This is a genomic window from Pseudomonas sp. BCRC 81390, from assembly GCF_030341915.1.
Lineage (GTDB): Bacteria > Pseudomonadota > Gammaproteobacteria > Pseudomonadales > Pseudomonadaceae > Aquipseudomonas.
In genome coordinates this window covers 23,440-41,871 of the sequence record NZ_JATAAG010000091.1, presented here as the reverse complement: position 1 = coordinate 41,871, position 18,432 = coordinate 23,440, and the positions used below count along the sequence as shown (strand labels likewise).

Below are 18,432 nucleotides of genomic sequence, written 5' to 3'. Positions count from 1 at the left end.
TGGTGCGACATCCCGACGCGGCCCGCCCACCCCCGCACAACGCACAAGAAGGAAGACTGCAGTGAGCGCTGACTATCCTCGCGACCTGATCGGTTACGGCAACAACCCTCCACACCCGCAATGGCCGGGCAACGCTCGCATCGCGCTGTCGTTCGTTCTCAACTACGAAGAAGGCGGCGAACGCAACATTCTGCACGGTGACAAGGAATCCGAAGCGTTCCTGTCAGAAATGGTCGCTGCCCAGCCGCTGCAGGGCGTGCGCAACATGAGCATGGAATCGCTCTACGAGTACGGCAGCCGCGCCGGCGTGTGGCGCCTGCTGAAGCTGTTCAAGGACAGCGGCGTACCGCTGACCATCTTCGCCGTGGCCATGGCCGCCCAGCGCCACCCCGACGTGATCCGCGCCATGGTCGAAGCCGGCCATGAGATCTGCAGCCACGGCTACCGCTGGATCGACTACCAGTACATGGACGAGGCCCAGGAGCGCGAGCACATGCTCGAAGCCATCCGCATCCTCACCGAAATCACCGGCGAACGCCCGCTGGGCTGGTACACCGGCCGCACCGGCCCGAATACCCGCCGCCTGGTGATGGAGGAAGGTGGCTTCCTCTACGACAGCGACACCTATGACGACGACCTGCCCTACTGGGAGCCGAACAACCCCACCGGCAAGCCGCACCTGGTGATCCCCTACACCCTCGATACCAATGACATGCGCTTCACCCAGGTACAAGGCTTCAACTGCGGCGAGCAGTTCTTCCAGTACCTCAAGGACGCGTTCGATGTGCTGTACGCCGAAGGTGCCGAAGCACCGAAGATGCTGTCGATCGGCCTGCATTGCCGCCTCGTCGGGCGCCCCGCGCGTCTGGCCGCGCTGAAGCGTTTCGTCGACTACGCCAAAAGCCATGACCAGGTCTGGTTCGCCCGTCGCGTGGACATCGCCCGCCACTGGCACACCACCCACCCGTACCAGAAAGAGAACGCCTGATGACCGCCTTCAAGACCCTCAAGCCATCCGCCCTGGACCGTGAAGCCTTCGTCAAGGCCTTCGCCGACATCTACGAGCACTCGCCCTGGGTTGCGGAAAAGGCCTACGACCTGGGCCAGCTGGCTGAACTGGACGAGATCGAGGCGCTGCACCAGCGCATGAGCGACATCCTGCTCAGCGCCAGCCACGCCGAGCAGCTGGCACTGATCAACGCACACCCGGACCTGGCCGGCAAGGCGGCCATCCAGGGCGAACTGACCGAGTCGAGCACCAACGAGCAGGCCGGTGCCGGTATCCACCAGTGCACCGCGCAAGAGTTCGCCCGTTTCACCGAGCTGAACGATGCCTACAAGGCCAAATTCCAGTTCCCGTTCATCATGGCGGTGAAAGGCAGCAACCGGCACCAGATCCTCGCCGCTTTCGAAAAACGCATCCACAACGACGCCGATGCCGAATTCAAGGAAGCCCTGGCGCAGATCAACCTGATCGCCCTGTTCCGCCTGCTGCAGCTGTAACCGGCGCGGCAACGCTTGAACCTGAACCAGAACAACGAACATAGAAGAGATATCCGCATGCGCACCCTGATGATCGAGCCCCTGAGCAAAGAAGCCTTCGCCCCCTTCGGAGACGTGATCGAAACCGATGGCAGCGACCACTTCATGATCAACAACGGCTCGACCATGCGCTTTCACAAGCTCGCCACGGTGGAAACCGCCGAGCCTGAAGACAAGGCGATCATCAGCATCTTCCGCGCCGACGCGCTGGACATGCCGCTGACCGTGCGCATGCTGGAACGCCATCCGCTGGGCAGCCAGGCTTTCATCCCGCTGCTCGGCAACCCCTTTCTGATCGTGGTCGCGCCGGTTGGCGATGCACCTGTATCAGGCTTGGTCCGCGCCTTCCGCAGTAATGGCAGGCAGGGCGTTAATTACCATCGCGGCGTCTGGCACCACCCGGTGCTGACGATCGAAAAGCGGGATGACTTCCTGGTGGTTGATCGCAGCGGTTCTGGCAACAACTGCGACGAGCATTACTTCACCGAGGAACAGATGCTGATCCTCAATCCCCACCAATAAGAAAAGGTCGGTCATGCAAAGGCCCAGCCTGAGCGGGTGACCGGCAAGAGGTACATACTGTGGAAGCACACCTTCACGAATGGCTGAACCTGAGCATTCGCTGGGTTCACATGATCACCGGTATCGCCTGGATCGGTGCATCGTTCTATTTCGTCTGGCTGGAAAACAACCTGAACCGGAGCAATCCGCGCGAGGGGCTGTCGGGTGACCTCTGGGCCATCCACGGCGGTGGTATCTACCACCTTGAAAAGTACAAGCTGGCGCCGCCGAAAATGCCCGAGAACCTGCACTGGTTCAAATGGGAAGCCTACTTTACCTGGATGTCCGGTATCGCCCTGCTGTGCGTGGTGTTCTACTGGAACCCGGCACTGTACCTGCTGGCCCCTGGCAGCACCCTGAGCGGTGCCGAGGGCGTGGCCATCGGTATCGGTTCGCTGATCGCCAGCTGGTTCATCTACGACTTCCTGTGCGACTCGCCCCTGGGCAAGAAGCCAGCGCTGCTCGGCGGTGTGCTGTTCGTGCTGATCATCGCCGCGTGCTGGGGCTTCAGCCTGGTGTTCAGTGGCCGTGGTGCCTACCTGCACACCGGCGCGATCATCGGCACCATCATGGTCGGCAACGTGTTCCGCATCATCATGCCGGCCCAGCGCCAGCTGGTGGCCGCGATCGAGAACAACACCACCCCCGATCCGGTACTGCCGGCCAAGGGTTTGCTGCGCTCGCGCCACAACAACTACTTCACCCTGCCGGTGCTGTTCATCATGATCAGCAACCATTTCCCGAGCACCTACGGTAGCCAGTACAACTGGCTGATCCTGGCCGGTATCGCAGTAGCCGCGGTGTTGATCCGCCACTACTTCAACACCCGCCACGACAGCAACAAGTACGCCTGGACCCTGCCGGTCGGCGCGCTGGCGATGATCTGCCTGGCCTACGTCACTGGCCCCAAGCCGATGGCCGTAAGCCCTGAGCAGGCCGCAGCGAAGGTCGAGTACCAGCCGCTGCCGGCGACCGCTGTCGGTGGCAAGACCGCTGCCGAGCAACGCGCCGAGGACGCCGCCAAGGCTGCCGCAGCGCCTGCCGCGCCCGCCGAAGCCCCAGCCCAGGCCACGGCCCAGGCAGGCGGCGAGAGCTTCGACAAGATCCACAATGTCATCCAGGAACGCTGCACCGTGTGCCACTCGTCCAAGCCGACCAGCCCACTGTTCAGCAGCGCGCCTGCCGGCGTGATGTTCGACACCCCGCAGCAGATCCAGGCCCAGGCCGCGCGCATCCAGGCGCAAGCGGTCGCCAGCCAGATCATGCCGCTGGGCAACATCACCCAGATGACCACCGAAGAGCGCAAGCTCGTCGGTGACTGGATCGCCAAGGGCGCGCCGGTCAACTGAAACACCTGTCGGGGCAACACCGCTTCCTGTGGGAGCGGGTTTACCCGCGAAGAGGCCGGCACGCCCGGCCTCGAACCTGAAGATACACGCAACAAGCAAGCATCGAGCGTCAGCCCCAGGCGGTAACCCCAGGCTCTCCACAGCGTGAGCCTGCCGCTTGGTGCCGGCGCTTGGATCCGAGAATAAAAACAAAACTCGAGGTGCTGCATGTCCGAGTCACGCAAGGCGTATATCCCTGTTGCGCCGCCGCGAGAGCCCTTGCCCCTGCTCCAGCTGATCCTGGTTGGCCTGCAACATGTCCTGCTGATGTACGGCGGCGCGATCGCCGTGCCCCTGATCATCGGCCAGGCCGCCGGCCTGTCCCGTGAAGAAGTCGCTTTCCTGATCAACGCCGACCTGCTGGTAGCGGGTGTCGCCACCATCATCCAGTCATTCGGTATCGGCCCGGTGGGCATCCGCATGCCGGTGATGATGGGGGCCAGTTTCGCTGCCGTCGGCAGCATGGTGGCCATGGCCGGCATGCCCGGCGTGGGCCTGCAGGGGATCTTCGGCGCGACCATCGCGGCCGGGTTCTTCGGCATGCTGATCGCGCCGTTCATGTCCAAGGTCGTACGGTTCTTCCCACCCCTGGTCACCGGCACGGTGATCACCTCGATCGGCCTGTCGCTGTTCCCGGTGGCAGTCAACTGGGCCGGTGGCGGCCAGCAGGCAGGTACCTTCGGTGCGCCGATCTTCCTCTTGGTGGCCGGCTTGGTGCTGGCAGTGATCCTGCTGATCAACCGCTTCATGCGTGGGTTCTGGGTCAACGTGTCGGTGCTGGTAGGCATGGGCCTGGGCTACATCCTCGCCGGCGCCATCGGCATGGTCGACCTGTCGGGCCTGAGCCAGGCACCGTGGCTGCAAGTGGTTACCCCACTGCACTTCGGCATGCCGACCTTCAGCCTGGCACCGATCCTGTCCATGTGCCTGGTGGTGGTGATCATCTTCGTCGAGTCCACCGGCATGTTCCTGGCGCTGGGCAAGGTGACCGGCCGTGAAGTGACCCCAGGCATGCTGCGTCGCGGCCTGTTGTGCGATGCCGGGGCATCGTTCGTTGCCGGCTTCTTCAACACCTTCACCCACTCCTCGTTCGCTCAGAACATCGGCCTGGTGCAGATGACCGGGGTCCGCTGCCGCTACGTCACCGTGGTGGCCGGCGCGCTGCTGATTCTGCTCAGCCTGCTGCCCAAGGCGGCCTTGCTGATTGCCTCGATCCCGCCTGCGGTACTGGGCGGCGCCTCCATCGCCATGTTCGGCATGGTTACCGCCACCGGGATCAAGATTCTGCAGGAGGCGGACATCGGCGACCGCCGCAACCAGTTGCTGGTTGCGGTGAGCGTCGGCTTCGGGCTGATCCCCGTGGTGCGCCCGGAGTTCTTCGCCCAGATGCCGCAGTGGATGGAACCCATCACCCACAGTGGCATTGCCATGGCCACGGTCAGTGCGCTGGTGCTGAACGTGCTGTTCAACATCCTCGGCGGTGCCGATCGCGCGGCGCACAACGCCTGCCACCAGCACTGAAGCAACCCGCCTGGAGCAACAGGGGGCGGCGCATTGCCGCCCCTGCCTCGACCTCGTTGTAAACGCTGCACCGTCGGCCCGCCGGAATGGGCCGCCCGGGGCGCCTGCGCGCCAAAAAAACCCAACAAAAACAATAAGTCCGGGAACCACAACATGAAACGCATCACCTCGTCCCTCTTGCTGGGCAGCAGCCTGCTGGCCACCCTCCCCACCCACGCCGGGGAATGGCTGCAGTGGCACGGCGAAAGCCTGACCTACCTGTACGGCAAGGACTTCAAGGTCAACCCCCGCATCCAGCAGACGATCACCTTCGAGCACGCCAACAAATGGAAGTACGGCGACACCTTCATGTTCGTCGACAAGGTCTTCTATAACGGCAAGGCCGACCCCGGCAAAGGCGTCACCAGCTATTACGGGGAGTTCAGCCCGCGCCTGTCGCTGGGCAAGATCACCGGCCATAAATTCGAACTGGGTCCGATCAAGGACGTGCTGGTTGCCATGACCTACGAGCGCGGCGAGGGCGACAACGAGGCCTACCTGATCGGCCCCGGCTTCGACCTGGCAATGCCCGGCTTCAACTATTTCACCCTGAATTTCTACCTGCGTAATACCGAAGGCAGCCGCCCCGGTGACAATGTCTGGCAGATTACCCCGGCCTGGTCCTACACCGTGCCGGTGGGCAAATCCGACATTCTGATCGACGGTTACATGGACTGGGTGGTGGACAACGACCAGACCCGTCGCGGCACCTACCACGCCAACCTGCAGTTCAACCCGCAGGTCAAGTACGACCTCGGCAAAGCCCTTGGCCTGGGCGCCAAGCAGCTGTACGTGGGCATCGAGTACAGCTACTGGAAGGACAAGTACGGCATCGACAGCCAAGGCAACGTCGACAGCAACCAGAGCGTCACCAGTGCCCTGGTCAAGGTGCACTTCTAAAAAACTGACCAAACGCACAAGTTTGGTCCGTCGCGCTCCAGGACGGAGCACTTGAGGCACGGCGCGCAAGCCAGTAATCTGCGCGCCCCCTCGATCAGGGCAGAACGGATTCTGCCTGCGTTTACTGACCGCTCAGTCAATGAATACGGGCGGTTGGCGAACGTGTTGCCAGCCTGAAAGACCCTTTTCATCCGTTCAGAACGAAGTCGAGCAGGAAGGTTTTGCCAGCCCGGGAAAGTTGGCTCAACCCTTGCCAAACAGCTGTGGCCTATCGAAAAAAACTGACTCGAAAGACAAAAAAAGCGCGATAACGCGCTGACAACAGATCAATCAAGGGAGCGAAACTCGCAATGCGTACCATCAACAGCCTGATCCTCGCCGGCGGCCTGCTGGCCTGCGGCACCACCTTCGGCGGCGACCTGCTGCAATGGCAGAACAACAGCCTGACCTACCTGTGGGGCAAGAACTTCAAGGTCAACCCGGCGATCCAGCAAACGGTTACCTTCGAGCATGCCGACGCCTGGAAGTACGGCGACAACTTCATCTTCGTCGACAAGATCTTCTACCAGGGCCAGAAAGACGCGGGCAATGGCCCGAATACCTACTACGGCGAGATCAGCCCGCGCCTGTCCTTCGGCAAGATCTTCGACCAGAAGCTCGAGTTCGGCCCGGTCAAGGACGTGTTGCTGGCGATGACCTACGAGTTCGGCGAGGGTGACACCGAGGCGTACCTGATCGGCCCCGGCTTCGACCTGGCCATCCCCGGCTTCGACTACTTCCAGCTGAACTTCTACAACCGCACCACCGATGGCAGCCGTGCCGGCGACAACGTGTGGCAGATTACCCCGGTGTGGTCGTACACCATCCCGGTCGGTTCTTCCGACGTGCTGATCGACGGCTTCATGGACTGGGTGGTGGACAACGACGAGAACCGCCGCGGCACCTACCAGGCCAACCTGCACTTCAACCCGCAGATCAAGTACGACCTGGGCAAGGCCTTGCACCTGGGTGAGAAGCAGTTGTACGTGGGTGTGGAATACGACTACTGGAAAAACAAGTACGGCATCAAGGACTCCGATGCCTTTACCACCGACCAGAACACCATGAGTTTCCTGGTGAAGGTGCACTTCTGATCGACTGATCCCCGACGGCGCCGTTATCCAACGGCGCCTTCAACTCGCACTTGTACGCATAAGCTTACAGGCCTTTCGGCACTTTCTAACTTGCGATAAAGTTGCCTATAAAGTAAGCGCTTGAATAGCGATAGCGCCAGCGCCAACATCACTGGCAACGATTTCACCTGGCACTGCAGCCTATGCCAAAGGCCCATACCAGCTGGACAAACAAGCCTTCGCCTCCTGACGTCGGTCAATGCACTGCGGGAAATCCCTGTCATGCCGGCGCACAACTTCTTGCACAAAAAACCGGCACGCTCAACGCATCGGCAATTTTGACATTTTTTTTGCAAGCCATGAACTAACCTGCTTTTCTTCGCACAACAAAAGAAAGAAAACAGGCCAACTTCATGCGTAACACACTCGCTGCGCCATGGCGCTATCTGCTGTTAAACTGCGTACTCTGGTTCGGTATCTTCCTGCTCACACGCTTCCTGTTGCTGATTACTCATCTGGATGAGGTCGGTGGCAACTATGTGTCCATATTCTTCGACGGGGCAATCTACGACCTGAGCTTCCTGGTATATGCCGCATTGCCGCTAGGCCTGTACCTGTCGCTGTGTCCGAATGCCCTCTGGCGCACCCGCGCCCATCGCTGGCTGCTCGGTGCATCGCTGATAGCCAGCCTGTTCGTCATGCTGTTCGTCGCGGTGGCAGAATGGCTGTTCTGGGACGAATTCGGCGTGCGCTTCAATTTCATCGCCGTCGACTACCTGATCTATTCCAAGGAGGTTCTGGACAACATCCGCGAGTCCTACCCGCTGCCGACACTGCTCAGCGCCATCGCCGTGGTTGCGTTGGTACTCGCCCTGATGCTGCGCAAGCCACTGTCCCAGGTGCTTGACGGCCCGCTCGCGAGCGGACGCCAGCGCCTGTTGGGTATCACCCTGCTGGCGGTACTGGGCGGTATGAACGGGTTGCTGGTCGACCAGCAATTTCCACGCGGCGAAGGTGGCAACGCCTACCAGCGTGAACTCGCCAGTAACGGCCCCTACCAGTTCTTCGCTGCGTTCCGTAACAACGAGCTGGACTACTCGCAGTTCTACGCCAGCATCGGTGCCAGTGACATCGGCGCGCAGATGCACCAGGAACTGGCCGAACCCAATGCCAGCTTCCAGGGGACGCAGCCCGAGGACATCCGCCGCCACATCAGCGCCAACGGCCAACCACGCAGGTTGAATGTCATTCTGGTGACTATCGAGAGTTTCAGTGCCAAGTACCTGGGCAGCAACGGCGATCCGCGCAACCTGACACCGAATCTCGACGCCCTGCGTCGCGAGAGCCTGTACTTCAACAATTTCTACGCCACCGGCACCCGCACCGACCGGGGCCTGGAAGCCATCACCCTGGCGATCCCGCCCACGCCAGGCCGCTCGATCGTCAAGCGCATCGGCCGTGAAAGCGGCTACGCCAGCCTTGGTCAGCAGTTGGCAGCCAAAGGCTACGACGCCGTGTTCGTCTACGGCGGACGCGGTTACTTCGACAACATGAATGCCTTCTTCAGCGGCAACGGCTACCGCATCGTCGACCAGAGCAGCGTCGATGAAAGCGACATCAGCTTCAAGAACGCCTGGGGCATGGCCGACGAAGACCTCTACCGGCAAACACTCAAGCTCGCCGATGCCGACTACGCCAGGCAGAAGCCATTTTTCCTGCAATTGATGACCACTTCGAATCACCGCCCCTACACCTACCCGGACGGCCGCATCGATATTCCTTCCGGTGAAGGACGCGAAGGTGCGGTGAAATACACCGACCATGCCATTGCGCAGTTCCTCGCGCAGGCCAAGGGCAAGCCGTGGTTCGACAACACCCTGTTCGTCTTCGTCGCCGACCATACGGCAGGCAGCGCAGGCGTCGAGGACCTGCCGGTGAACAACTACCAGATCCCGCTGTGGATCTACGCACCGAAACTGATCGCACCCCGCGAAGAGGCCAAGCTGGCCAGCCAGATCGACCTTGCGCCTACCTTGCTGGGCCTGCTCAACTTCGACTACACCTCGACGTTCTTCGGCCGCGATCTGCTCAAGGACGACACCCTGCCACCACGCGTGTTGATCGGCAACTACCAGCATCTGGGACTGTTCGACGGCAACGACCTAGCCATCCTCAGCCCGCGCGGCGGCATGCGTGTGCATGAGGATGCGCTGGGCAACAGCCGTGAAAGCCGGGCAACCCAGGACAACCCGCTGATCCGCCGCGCCATTGCCTATTATCAGAGTGCTGCCTACGGTTTCAGCGAGGGCCTGCTGGCCTGGAAGCCGAACCAGAGCGGCATGGCAGTCAACCCCTGACCGCCCGCCACAGCTTACCGACCATGCTGACCGCGGCCAGTACCACGGCCCCGGCCAGCACGCCGGCCACGCCATTGAGCAAATTACTGGTCAGCACACCACCGCGCCCTTCGCTGAACGCCTCGATGGCGTGATGCAGCGGCACGATGCCATGCACCAGGATCCCGCCGCCGACCAGGAACATCGCCGCAGTACCGATCACCGACAGGCTCTTCATCATGTACGGCGCGGCCCACAAGATGCCATTACCCACGGCCTGGGCCAGGCGGGATGCCTTGCGGGTCATCCACAGCCCGAGGTCATCGAGCTTGACGATGCCGCCCACCAGCCCGTACACACCGATGGTCATGACCACCGCAATGCCCGCCAGCACGATGACCTGTTGGCTCAATGGCGAATCGGCAACGATGCCCAGGGTAATGGCGATGATTTCCGCGGAAAGGATGAAGTCGGTGCGCACCGCGCCCTTGATCTTGCTCTTCTCGTACGCCACCAGGTCGACCTTGGCATCCGCCACCGCCTCCTTGCGCGCCTCGTGCTGCGCCTCGTCCTCTGCCTTGCTATGCAGGAACTTGTGCGCCAGCTTTTCGAAGCCCTCGAAGCACAGGTAGGCCCCGCCCAGCATCAGCAGCGGCGTCACCGCCCAGGGTATGAACGCACTGATCAACAGCGCCGCCGGTACCAGGATGGCCTTGTTCAGCAGTGACCCTTTGGCCACCGCCCATACCACTGGCAGCTCGCGGTCGGCGCGCACGCCGGTGACCTGCTGGGCGTTCAGCGCCAGGTCATCGCCCAGCACACCTGCGGTCTTTTTTGCCGCTACCTTGGTCATCAGCGAGACGTCATCGAGCACCGTGGCGATGTCGTCGATCAGTACCAGTAGACTGCTTCCTGCCATGTTTGTCTGCTTCCGGATGAATGAATGCTGCCGATTCTAGCGCAAAGCCGCTGCCTTGAGCCCCCGTCGAGCCCGGTGCTACCATGCCCGATCCCTCTTAGAGGTGGCCAGACACGAGGAAGATCCCTGACCATGAGCACCATTCGCGAGCGCAACAAGGAACTGATCCTGCGCGCGGCCAGCGAGGAATTCGCCGACAAGGGCTTCGCCGCCACCAAGACCAGCGATATCGCGGCCAAGGCCGGCCTGCCCAAGCCGAACGTGTATTACTACTTCAAGTCCAAGGACAACCTCTACCGCGAGGTGCTGGAAAGCATCATCGCGCCGATCATGCAGGCGTCGACCCCGTTCAATGCCGACGGTGACCCGAAAGAAGTGCTGAGCGCCTACATTCGCTCGAAGATCCGCATTTCGCGCGACCTGCCGCATGCATCCAAGGTGTTCGCCAGCGAGATCATGCACGGCGCCCCGCACCTGTCGCCGAACCAGGTGGCGCAGCTGAACGAGCAGGCCCGGCACAACATCGAATGCATCCAGCGCTGGATCGACCGCGGGCAGATCGCCCATGTCGACGCGCATCACCTGATGTTCAGCATCTGGGCAGCGACCCAGACCTATGCCGATTTCGACTGGCAGATTTCGGCGGTGACCGGCAAGGCCAAGCTGGCCGACAGCGATTATGATGCGGCAGCCGAGACCATCATCCGCATGGTGCTCAAGGGTTGTGAGCCCGAAGTAGCCTGAGCCCCCAAAGGCCATTCGCGGGCACGCCCGTTCCCACAGGATCACCACAGTTCGGAAGCCTGTGGGGGCCCTGTGGGAGCGGGCGCGCCCGCGAAAGGTCGGAACAGGTAATAGGGCGCTAGGCTGCTACCCCAGCATCCGCGCGCAACCCCACCTCCTCGATCGCACTGATCGCACACTGCTCGTCGATATCCGAGGTATCCCCGCTGATCCCTACCGCCCCCAGCACCTTGCCGTCCTGATCACGCACCAGCACGCCACCCGGCGCCGGCACCACCGGCCGTTCACCCAAGCCGTTCAGCGCGGCAAAGAACGCTGGCCGTTGCTGCGCATCCAGCGCCAGCAAGCGCGAGCCCTTGCCCAGCGCAATCGCGCCCCAGGCCTTGCCAGTAGCCACCTGCGGGCGAATCAGGCTGGCACCGTCCTCACGTTGCAGCGCCAGCAGGTGGCCGCCGGCGTCCAGTACCGCCACGGTCAGCGGTGCAGCATTGATCTTGCGGCCCGCCGCCAGCGCGGCATCCACCAGGCTGACCGCGACTTTCAGGTTCAAAGCGTTCATGGAAAGGTCCTCTTCTTGTTGTGAGAAGCCCTGAGGGCAGTTGAAAACAATAGGACCAATAGAACACAACGAGTTGATTTTTTGTATACAATATTTTGAAACGATCGTATGCGATAGCGCAAACGCCCGTTTTCTGGGGCGCTCGAACGAAAGCATCCGCTGCCGACGAAAACCCGTTGACCTGAGCGGCCAGCCATGAATACACTCTGGCGCAAAGCAAGTTGTATACAATTACAAAATCGATGAGGCACAAACCATGAGCAAAATGAGAGCAATCGATGCAGCCGTTCTGGTCATGCGCCGTGAAGGTGTAGATACCGCGTTCGGCATCCCGGGGGCTGCCATCAACCCGTTGTACTCGGCCCTTAAGAAAGTCGGTGGCATCGATCACGTCCTCGCTCGCCACGTCGAAGGCGCCTCGCACATGGCCGAGGGTTATACCCGCGCCAACCCGGGCAACATCGGCGTGTGCATCGGTACCTCCGGCCCGGCCGGCACCGACATGGTCACCGGGCTGTACAGTGCCTCGGCCGACTCCATCCCGATCCTCTGCATCACCGGCCAGGCGCCGCGCGCGCGCCTGCACAAGGAAGACTTCCAGGCAGTCGACATCACCAACATCGTCAAGCCGGTGACCAAGTGGGCCACTACCGTTCTGGAGCCAGGCCAGGTGCCTTATGCGTTCCAGAAAGCCTTCTATGAAATGCGCACCGGCCGCCCAGGCCCGGTACTGATCGACCTGCCGTTCGACGTGCAGATGGCCGAGATCGAATTCGACATCGACGCCTACGAACCGCTGCCCGTGCACAAGCCGTCCGCCACCCGCGTACAGGCCGAAAAAGCCCTGGCCCTGCTCAATGACGCCGAGCGCCCGTTGCTGGTTGCCGGTGGCGGCATCATCAACGCCGACGCCAGCGACAAGCTGGTCGAGTTCGCCGAACTGACCGGCGTGCCGGTCATCCCGACCCTGATGGGCTGGGGCACCATCCCCGACGACCACGCGCAGATGGTCGGCATGGTCGGCCTGCAGACCTCGCACCGCTATGGCAACGCCACCCTGCTGAAATCCGACCTGGTGTTCGGCATCGGTAACCGTTGGGCCAACCGCCACACCGGCTCGGTCGACGTCTACACCGAAGGCCGCAAGTTCATCCACGTCGACATCGAACCGACCCAGATCGGCCGCGTGTTCACCCCGGACCTGGGTATCGTTTCCGACGCCGGCAAGGCGCTGGACGTGTTCCTCGAAGTGGCCCGCGAGTGGAAGGCCGCAGGCAAGCTGAAGTGCCGCAAGGCCTGGCTGGAAGACTGCCAGCAACGCAAGGCCAGCCTGCAGCGCAAGACCCACTTCGACAACGTGCCGGTCAAGCCGCAGCGCGTCTACGAAGAAATGAACCAGGTGTTCGGCAAGGACACCTGCTACGTCAGCACCATCGGCCTGTCGCAGATTGCCGGTGCGCAGTTCCTGCACGTGTACAAGCCACGCCACTGGATCAACTGCGGCCAGGCCGGCCCGCTGGGCTGGACCATCCCTGCTGCCCTGGGCGTGGTCAAGGCCGACCCGAAACGCAAGGTGGTCGCGCTGTCGGGTGACTACGACTTCCAGTTCATGATTGAAGAGCTGGCAGTAGGCGCGCAGTTCAACCTGCCGTACGTACACGTGCTGGTGAACAACGCCTACCTGGGCCTGATCCGTCAGGCGCAACGTGGCTTCGACATGGATTACTGTGTACAACTGGCGTTCGAGAACATCAACGCCACCGACGCCGCCACCTACGGTGTCGACCACGTTGCCGTGGTCGAGGGCCTGGGCTGCAAGGCCATCCGCGTGTTCGAGCCGGCAGACATCGCCCCTGCCCTGCTCAAGGCACAGAAGATGGCCGAAGAGTTCCGTGTGCCGGTGGTGGTCGAAGTGATTCTCGAGCGCGTGACCAACATTTCCATGGGCACCGAGATCAACGCGGTCAACGAGTTCGAAGACCTGGCCCTGGTCGGCAACGACGCGCCTACCGCCATCTCGCTGCTCGACTGATCGCCTGACGCCCCCGTGCCGGCCCCTGTTGCAGGGGCGCCGGGGGCCTTCACCGCAAGGAGACACACCATGCCTCGCTTCGCTGCCAACCTGTCCATGCTGTTCACCGAACAGGACTTCCTGGCCCGCTTCAAGGCTGCCGCCAATGCTGGTTTCAGCGGCGTCGAATACCTCTTCCCGTATGACTTCAGCGCCGCCGAGATCAAGCAGCAGCTGCAGGCCAACGGCCTGACCCAGGTGCTGTTCAACCTGCCGGCCGGCGATTGGGCCAAAGGCGAGCGTGGCATCGCCTGCCACCCGGACCGCGTCGCAGAGTTCCGCGCCGGGGTCGACAAGGCCATCGAATACGCCAAGGTGCTGGGCAATACCCAGGTCAACTGCCTGGCCGGCATCCGCCCGCAAGGCCGGCAGTGCGCCGATGTGCGCAAGACCTTCGTCGACAACCTGAAGTTTGCCGCTGACAAACTGCAAGCCGCCGGCATTCGCCTGGTCATGGAAATGATCAACACCCGCGACATTCCGGGCTTCTACCTGAACACCACCCAGCAGGCCCTGGAGATCCAGGCCGAGGTGGGCAGCGACAACCTGTTCCTGCAATACGACATCTATCACATGCAGATCATGGAAGGTGACCTGGCGCGGACCATGGAAACCAACCTGAAACTGATCAACCACATCCAGCTGGCCGACAACCCGGGCCGCAACGAACCCGGCACCGGCGAGATCAACTACCGCTTCCTGTTCGAGCACCTGGACCGCATTGGCTACCAGGGTTGGGTGGGCGCGGAGTACAAGCCGCTGACCACCACCGAAGCGGGTCTGGGCTGGCTGGAAACGCATGTGGGAGCGGGCTTGCCCCGCGAAAGCGCCCGCAAAGACACCTCCATTGCCTGATCTATCGCATTCGCGGGCCAAGCCCGTTCCCACAGGGCAGGCCCGCGGTCAGGTTAAACAAATACAAAGAGGCACATCGTCATGGCTAAAATCGGTTTCATCGGCACCGGCATCATGGGCAAGCCCATGGCGCAGAACCTGCAGAAAGCAGGTCACAGCATCTTCGTTTCCACCCACCACGACGCAGCCCCAGCCGACCTGATCGCCGCTGGCGCAGTGGCCCTGGCCAATCCGAAGGAAGTGGCCCAGGAAGCCGAGTTCATCATCATCATGGTACCGGACACCCCTCAGGTCGAAAGCGTCCTGTTCGGTGACAACGGCGTGGCCGAAGGCGTGGGCCCGAACAAGGTAGTGATCGACATGAGCTCGATCTCGCCGACCGCGACCAAAGCCTTCGCCGAGAAGATCAAGGCCACTGGCGCCGCCTACCTGGATGCCCCGGTATCCGGTGGTGAAGTGGGTGCCAAGGCCGCGACCCTGAGCATCATGGTCGGTGGCTGCCCGAAAGCCTTCGAGCGCGCCCTGCCGCTGTTCGAAGCCATGGGCAAGAACATCACCCGCGTAGGCGGCAATGGCGACGGCCAGACCGCCAAGGTAGCCAACCAGATCATCGTTGCCCTGAACATCCAGGCCGTGGCCGAAGCCTTGCTGTTCGCCGCCAAAAACGGCGCCGATCCCGCCAAGGTGCGTGAAGCGCTGATGGGTGGCTTCGCCTCGTCGAAAATCCTCGAAGTGCATGCCGAGCGCATGATCAAGGGCACCTTCGACCCAGGCTTCCGCATCAACCTGCACCAGAAAGACCTCAACCTGGCCCTGCAGGGCGCCAAGGAGCTGGGCATCAACCTGCCCAACACCTCCAATGCCCAGCAAGTGTTCAACACCTGCCAGGCCCTGGGCGGCGGCAACTGGGACCACTCGGCGCTGATCAAAGGCCTGGAGCACATGGCCAACTTCTCGATCCGCGACGACCAGTAAGACCTTACCGGCCTCTTCGCGGGTAAACCCGCTCCCACAGGGACGCACCCATCTTGCAGCCTGTGCAGTACCTGTGGGAGCGGGTTCACCCGCGAAGAAGCCAGCATCGATGAACCTGCCATCACAGGTTCATGGGTGAACCCGAGCAACACCCGCCCCTGGTTCGGCCTGCACGGAGGCAGTTCCAGGGGCGTTCTTGATTGTGCAGAACAACAATAAACTGGGAGCCTGCCATGTCGGTCGATCCGCAAAAACTTCTCCGCGAGCTGTTCGACACAGCCATCGCCGCCGCCCACCCGCGCCAAGTCCTCGAACCCTACCTGCCCGCCGACCGTAGCGGCCGGGTCATCGTCATCGGCGCCGGCAAGGCCGCCGCCGCCATGGCCGAAGTGGTCGAGAAAAGCTGGCAGGGCGAAGTCTCCGGCCTGGTCGTCACCCGTTACGGCCATGGCGCCAACTGCCAGAAGATCGAAGTGGTCGAAGCCGCCCACCCGGTCCCCGATGCCGCCGGCCTGGCCGTGGCCAAGCGCGTGCTGGACCTGGTCAGCAACCTCGGCGAAGACGACCGCGTCATCTTCCTGCTGTCTGGCGGTGGTTCGGCGTTGCTGGCCCTGCCAGCCGAAGGCCTGACCCTGGCCGACAAGCAGCAGATCAACAAGGCGCTGCTCAAGTCCGGCGCCACCATCGGCGAGATGAACTGCGTGCGCAAGCACCTCTCGGCGATCAAGGGCGGCCGCCTGGCCAAGGCCTGCTGGCCGGCCACGGTCTATACCTATGCCATTTCCGATGTACCGGGCGACCTCGCCACGGTGATCGCCTCCGGCCCCACCGTGGCCGACCCGAGCACCTCGGCCGATGCCCTGGCCATCCTCAAGCGCTACAACATCCAGGCCCCCAAAGCGGTCATCGACTGGCTCAACAACCCAGCCTCGGAAACCGTCAAGGCCGATGACCCGGCCCTGGCCCGCAGCCACTTCCAGCTGATCGCCAAACCCCAGCAGTCGCTCGAGGCCGCTGCGGTCAAGGCCCGCCAGGCCGGGTTCAGCCCACTGATCCTCGGCGACCTGGAAGGCGAGTCGCGCGAAGTGGCCAAGGTGCACGCAGGCATCACCCGACAGATCGTCCAGCATGGCCAGCCATTGAAGGCCCCATGCGTGATCCTGTCCGGCGGCGAAACCACCGTCACCGTACGTGGCAATGGCCGTGGCGGGCGCAATGCCGAATTCCTGCTCAGCCTCACCGAGAGCCTCAAGGGCCTGCCAGGGGTATATGCCCTGGCCGGCGACACCGATGGCATCGATGGCTCGGAAGAGAACGCCGGCGCCTTCATGACCCCGGGCAGCTACGCCCGCGCCGAAGCGCTGGGCCTGTCGGCCAGCGACGAGCTGGACAACAACAACGGCTACGGCTACTTCGCCGCGCTGGATGCGCTGATCGTCACCGAGCCAACCCGCACCAACGTCAACGACTTCCGCGCCATCCTGATTCTCGAGACTGCCCAATCATGACGCCTGATAAAAAAGTGAAGATCCTCGCCACCCTCGGCCCAGCGATCAAAGGCATCGACGACATCCGCCAGCTGGTCGAAGCCGGGGTGAATATCTTCCGCCTCAACTTCAGCCACGGCGAACACGCCGACCACGCGCTGCGCTACCAGTGGATTCGCGAGGTCGAGCAGCAGCTGAACTACCCGCTGGGCATTCTCATGGACCTGCAGGGGCCGAAGCTGCGCGTTGGCCGCTTTGCCGAAGGCAAGGTCCAGCTGCAACGCGGCCAGGCCCTGCGCCTGGACCTGGACAAGGCCCCGGGCGACAACCGCCGGGTGAACCTGCCGCACCCCGAAATCATTGCCGCCCTTGAGCCAGGCATGGACCTGCTGCTCGACGACGGCAAGCTGCGCCTGCGCGTCACCGCCAAGCACAGCGACGCCATCGACACCGAAGTGCTGGCCGGCGGCGAGCTTTCCGACCGCAAAGGGGTCAACGTGCCGCAAGCGGTACTCGACCTCTCGCCGCTCACTGAAAAAGACCGCCGCGACCTGGCCTTCGGCCTGGAACTGGGCGTGGACTGGGTGGCCCTGTCGTTTGTCCAGCGCCCGCAAGACATCACGGAAGCACGCCAGCTGATCGGTGACCGCGCCTACCTGATGGCGAAGATCGAGAAACCCTCGGCAGTCGAGCAACTGCAAGCCATTGCCGAGCTGTCGGACGCGATCATGGTGGCCCGTGGCGACCTCGGCGTGGAAGTGCCGGCGGAAAGCGTGCCGCAGATCCAGAAGCGCATCATCGGCACCTGCCGCCAGTTGGGCAAACCGGTGGTGGTGGCCACGCAGATGCTCGAATCCATGCGTTTCTCGCCGGCCCCGACCCGTGCCGAAGTCACCGACGTGGCCAACGCCGTGGCCGAGGGTGCCGATGCGGTGATGCTGTCGGCCGAGACCGCTTCCGGTGATTACCCGCTGGAAGCCGTGCAGATGATGAGCAAGATCATCCGCCAGGTGGAGAATGGGCCGGATTACCAGGCCCAGCTCGACGTGGGCCGGCCGAAGGCCGAAGCCACCGTGTCGGACGCCATCAGCTGCGCGATCCGCCGTATCAGCGGCATCCTGCCGGTGGCGGTGCTGGTCAACTACAGCGAGTCGGGCGCCTCGACCTTGCGTGCTGCGCGCGAGCGCCCACGGGCACCGATCCTCAACCTGACGCCGAACCTGAACACCGCGCGCCGCCTGAGCGTGGCGTGGGGCGTGCACTCGGTGGTCAACGACCGCCTGCGCCAGGTGGACGAGGTGGTTTCCACCGCGTTGGAAATTGCCCAGGCGCAAGGCATGGCCAGCCGTGGCGACACGCTGCTGATCACCGCCGGTGTGCCGTTCGGCAAGCCGGGGTCGACTAATACGCTGCGGATCGAAAC

16 protein-coding genes are annotated in these 18,432 nt (G+C 62.7%); 14 read left to right on the top strand and 2 right to left on the bottom strand.

What is annotated here, in order from left to right; all coding sequences use genetic code 11:
• Positions 1-61: 61 nt before the first annotated feature.
• The 8 genes from puuE to QSV36_RS25260 all read left to right on the top strand — a co-directional run bounded on the left by puuE (position 62) and on the right by QSV36_RS25260 (position 9,420).
• A complete protein-coding gene (puuE, locus tag QSV36_RS25295; protein WP_170030999.1) occupies positions 62-988 on the top strand; it encodes an allantoinase PuuE in 927 nt (308 codons plus the stop codon).
• Complete coding sequence (gene uraD, locus QSV36_RS25290; RefSeq protein WP_289135822.1) at positions 988-1,503, top strand: 2-oxo-4-hydroxy-4-carboxy-5-ureidoimidazoline decarboxylase; 516 nt, start codon at positions 988-990, stop codon at positions 1,501-1,503. Before puuE ends, uraD begins: the two co-directional genes overlap by 1 nt.
• 57 nt (positions 1,504-1,560) lie before the next feature.
• The gene (locus QSV36_RS25285; RefSeq protein ID WP_056801462.1) at positions 1,561-2,064 is read left to right on the top strand and encodes an ureidoglycolate lyase; all 504 of its coding nucleotides are present in this window, start codon (positions 1,561-1,563) and stop codon (positions 2,062-2,064) included.
• Positions 2,065-2,123: 59 nt separating this feature from the next.
• The gene (locus QSV36_RS25280) at positions 2,124-3,452 is read left to right on the top strand and encodes a urate hydroxylase PuuD (RefSeq protein ID WP_289135820.1); all 1,329 of its coding nucleotides are present in this window, start codon (positions 2,124-2,126) and stop codon (positions 3,450-3,452) included.
• Between the two features lie 207 nt (positions 3,453-3,659).
• Positions 3,660-5,012, top strand: a complete 1,353-nt coding sequence (locus QSV36_RS25275) for a nucleobase:cation symporter-2 family protein (RefSeq protein ID WP_186688431.1) — start codon at positions 3,660-3,662, stop codon at positions 5,010-5,012.
• A 153-nt stretch (positions 5,013-5,165) separates the two neighbouring features.
• Positions 5,166-5,951, top strand: a complete 786-nt coding sequence (locus QSV36_RS25270; RefSeq protein WP_289135817.1) for an outer membrane protein OmpK — start codon at positions 5,166-5,168, stop codon at positions 5,949-5,951.
• Positions 5,952-6,301: 350 nt separating this feature from the next.
• Positions 6,302-7,084, top strand: coding sequence for an outer membrane protein OmpK (locus QSV36_RS25265; protein WP_289135815.1), 783 nt, complete (start codon positions 6,302-6,304; stop codon positions 7,082-7,084).
• Positions 7,085-7,476: 392 nt separating this feature from the next.
• Positions 7,477-9,420, top strand: coding sequence for an LTA synthase family protein (locus tag QSV36_RS25260; RefSeq protein WP_289135813.1), 1,944 nt, complete (start codon positions 7,477-7,479; stop codon positions 9,418-9,420).
• Here the strand turns inward: QSV36_RS25260 and QSV36_RS25255 are convergent.
• Entirely contained in the window at positions 9,410-10,318 is a 909-nt protein-coding gene (locus QSV36_RS25255) for a DUF808 domain-containing protein (RefSeq protein WP_289135811.1), read from the bottom strand. The genes QSV36_RS25260 and QSV36_RS25255 overlap by 11 nt on opposite strands.
• Positions 10,319-10,450: 132 nt before the next feature.
• Here QSV36_RS25255 and QSV36_RS25250 point away from each other — a divergent pair, with 132 nt between their 5' ends.
• Complete coding sequence (locus QSV36_RS25250; protein ID WP_013973538.1) at positions 10,451-11,062, top strand: TetR/AcrR family transcriptional regulator; 612 nt, start codon at positions 10,451-10,453, stop codon at positions 11,060-11,062.
• A 118-nt stretch (positions 11,063-11,180) separates the two neighbouring features.
• On the opposite strand, the gene QSV36_RS25245 is transcribed toward QSV36_RS25250, so the two are convergent.
• The gene (locus QSV36_RS25245; RefSeq protein ID WP_289135808.1) at positions 11,181-11,621 is read right to left on the bottom strand and encodes a GlcG/HbpS family heme-binding protein; all 441 of its coding nucleotides are present in this window, start codon (positions 11,619-11,621) and stop codon (positions 11,181-11,183) included.
• A gap of 256 nt (positions 11,622-11,877) precedes the next feature.
• Here QSV36_RS25245 and gcl point away from each other — a divergent pair, with 256 nt between their 5' ends.
• The 5 genes from gcl to pyk form a co-directional block, all read left to right on the top strand.
• Positions 11,878-13,653 (top strand): glyoxylate carboligase, encoded by a 1,776-nt coding sequence (gcl, locus tag QSV36_RS25240; protein WP_170031015.1) that lies wholly within the window; start codon positions 11,878-11,880, stop codon positions 13,651-13,653.
• 69 nt (positions 13,654-13,722) lie between these two features.
• Entirely contained in the window at positions 13,723-14,547 is an 825-nt protein-coding gene (gene hyi / locus QSV36_RS25235) for a hydroxypyruvate isomerase (protein ID WP_289135805.1), read from the top strand.
• Positions 14,548-14,628: 81 nt separating this feature from the next.
• Positions 14,629-15,522: a 2-hydroxy-3-oxopropionate reductase gene (locus QSV36_RS25230; RefSeq protein WP_289135803.1), complete on the top strand. Its 894-nt coding sequence runs from the start codon at positions 14,629-14,631 to the stop codon at positions 15,520-15,522.
• Positions 15,523-15,755: 233 nt separating this feature from the next.
• A complete protein-coding gene (locus QSV36_RS25225; RefSeq protein ID WP_289135801.1) occupies positions 15,756-17,030 on the top strand; it encodes a glycerate kinase type-2 family protein in 1,275 nt (424 codons plus the stop codon).
• Positions 17,027-18,432 (top strand): pyruvate kinase (gene pyk, locus QSV36_RS25220; RefSeq protein ID WP_289135799.1); only part of this gene is annotated, 1,406 nt, incomplete at its 3' end. The genes QSV36_RS25225 and pyk, both read left to right, overlap by 4 nt.